Origin of the sequence: Bowmanella yangjiangensis (assembly GCF_017255015.1) — a bacterium.
Lineage (GTDB): Bacteria > Pseudomonadota > Gammaproteobacteria > Enterobacterales > Alteromonadaceae > Bowmanella > Bowmanella yangjiangensis.
In genome coordinates this window covers 1-2,075 of record NZ_JAFKCS010000133.1, presented here as the reverse complement: position 1 = coordinate 2,075, position 2,075 = coordinate 1, and the positions used below count along the sequence as shown (strand labels likewise).

1 protein-coding gene is annotated in these 2,075 nt (G+C 69.5%); it reads right to left on the bottom strand.

What is annotated here, in order from left to right; translation table 11 throughout:
* Positions 1-1,954 (bottom strand): CHASE2 domain-containing protein (locus J0A65_RS22600; protein WP_206596563.1); only part of this gene is annotated, 1,954 nt, incomplete at its 3' end.
* Positions 1,955-2,075 lie beyond the last annotated feature (121 nt).

Sequence of the window (2,075 nt, the reverse complement as noted above, 5' to 3'; positions counted from 1 at the left end):
GGTCGGCGCTGACCAGCGTCTCGTCGTCGTCCAGCCGGTGCACCAGCTCGATGCCTTTGGCTCGCCCCAGCGGCCAGGCCTGCTCGAAGGCGTCCAGCGCGATCGTCCCGATCAGGGTCGGTTCGAAGCGATAGTCCTCGGACTCGGCACGCGTCAGCTGAACGAAGTCCTCGGTCAGGCCCAGCGCCCGCCGGACCTGTCCCTCGATCTGTTGCAGCACGCTGTCGTCACCCGGCGTCGCGCGTTTCTGCAGCTCGAGCAGGGCGAGAATCGCCGAGTGCGGCGCCCGCAGGTCATGCGACAGAAAGCGCAGCATGGTGCTGCGCTGCGCCTGCGCCTCGCGCTCGGCGCTCAGGTCGAGCAGGGCCACCAGCCAGCCCAGCGCCAGCGCTCCGCTGGCAGAGCGCATCGCTGCCACCTCCAGGCGCAGGTGCAGGCCGGACGGGCTGCGGAACTCCACGCCCCCCATGTCACGCAGGTCACCCGCGAGGCCCGGCGGATAGCCAAGCTCGACCAGCAACTCGTTCACCTGCCCGCCCAGACGGGCATCGCCGACGATGTGCCGGGCCCTTGCGCTGCTCAGCAGGATCAGCCCCTGCGGATCGCACACCAGTGTCGCCACGGGCAGTTGCTCAAGCCCCTCGGTCATGAAGCGGCGGGTGTCGCGAACCCGCGCCAGCGCGCGCTCCAGCGCCATGATGCGTTGCTGCAGCACATCCCCCTCGGGGGCGGCCGCCATGTCCTGCTCGGGAAGTACGCGGGGTTCGGCGTCCAGGCGGGCCAGCTCCCAGCCGAAGTAGGCCAGGACCGCACTCTGCCGCCGCCAGTGCCACAGCAGGTAGGTCAACAGCAGCCCCAGCAGACTCGCTGCGGGCGACCACCACCAGCCGCTGGACAGCAGCCCCCAGGACAGCGCCAGGCTCGCGGCGGCCATCAGCAGTGTCAGCGCCAGGGCATGACGCAAGCGCGCCAGCAGGAAGGCGATCAGCAGCAACGCCACCGGCAGGCAGGCCATCAGCGCCGTGACCCAGGCGGCGGGCTCGACGATGCTGCGCCGTTGCAGCAAGCCGTTGAGAATGCTGGCCTGGATCGCCACCCCCGGCGTCACGCCCGCACTACCGGCCACGGGAGTGACGTAGCGGTCGCCCAGACCCGGCGCGCTGGCGCCGACCAATACCACGCGACCGCGCAACAGGCTGCCCGGCACTTCACCGCGCAGCACGCTCAGATAGGGCACGACGGGGAACTGCCGCGAGAATGGAATGCGGATCCTGTTCTGCCGCTGCCAGCCGGCCAGCAGTTCCCCTTCCGGGCGCCCCGGCAACTCGGCGGCGGCATCCGGCTGCAGATGGGCGAAGGCCTGCAGCGCGAGCAGGGGGCGCGTTCGCCCCGGCGGGCCCTCGTGCAGGTAGACGGAGCGCACCACGCCGTCGCCATCCGCCTCGACATTGATGTGACCGAGGCCGAGCGCACACTCGCGCAGCGATGAAAAGGGCAGGATCTCACCCGGAGCCTGGCCCTGCCGGGTCCTGCCGTCACGCAGCAGCGGCAGGAGCAGATTGCCTGAGCGACAGACTGCCCTGGCCAGCGGCTCATCCTCTTCAGGACGGGCCGATTCGGTGAAGATCACGTCGAACAACACCAGTTCGGCCCCCGCCTGGTGCAGACGCTCGATCAGGTCGGCATGCACGCCTCTGGGCCAGGGCCAGCGCCCGATGGCCGCCAGGCTGCGGTCATCGATCTCCACCAGCAGCAAGCGCGAGTCCTGCGGCACTGCGGTCCAGCCGAGCAAGCGGTCGTAGATCAGGTTGTCGAGCGTGCTCAGTCGCCCCTGCGCGAGAAAGGCGACCAGCGGCAGCAGGATCAGCGCCAGCAACGCCCATTCACGGACGATGCGCCGGAACAGCCGCCCGGACATCGAGAAGGCGCCCGAGCGCCCCGGCTCATGGGGCATTGCGACGCCAGGCCGGCAGATAGAGGATCTGGTAGACCGAGGTCATACCTTCCAGACCATTGTCATCGAAGGCGGACAGACGCACTTGGTAGGTGTCGACCGGCAGCCCGCTGAAGTTGAC